Origin of the sequence: Lederbergia ruris, from assembly GCF_018332955.1 — a bacterium.
GTDB classification, from domain to species: domain Bacteria; phylum Bacillota; class Bacilli; order Bacillales; family Bacillaceae_C; genus Lederbergia; species Lederbergia ruris.
The window spans coordinates 1-255 of record NZ_BORB01000164.1; the positions used below are offsets into that span (position 1 = coordinate 1).

At 39.6% G+C, this 255-nt stretch carries 1 protein-coding gene; it reads right to left on the bottom strand.

What is annotated here, in order from left to right; genetic code table 11:
• On the bottom strand, window positions 1–255 hold a 255-nt coding region (locus KI363_RS21855), incomplete at both ends, for an ATP-binding protein (protein ID WP_212967635.1).

A 255-nucleotide genomic window follows, 5' to 3' on the forward strand; every position in this document is an offset into this window, starting at 1 on the left:
AGGCTTTTCTGTTCATACCAGTCGGAAATCAACTGAAATAGTAACTCAGCCCCATCCTTACTAAATGGCACATATCCCATTTCATCAAGAATGATCATATCAACTTTATTAAATCGATTACGTAGAGCTTGATATCGACCTTCCACCCACGACTTTTCCAACAACTCTATTAAATCAGCTACTCTGTAGAAACGGACCTCATATCCGTTTCTACAAGCTTTTCGACCTAATGCTGTTGCTAGATGCGACTTTCCT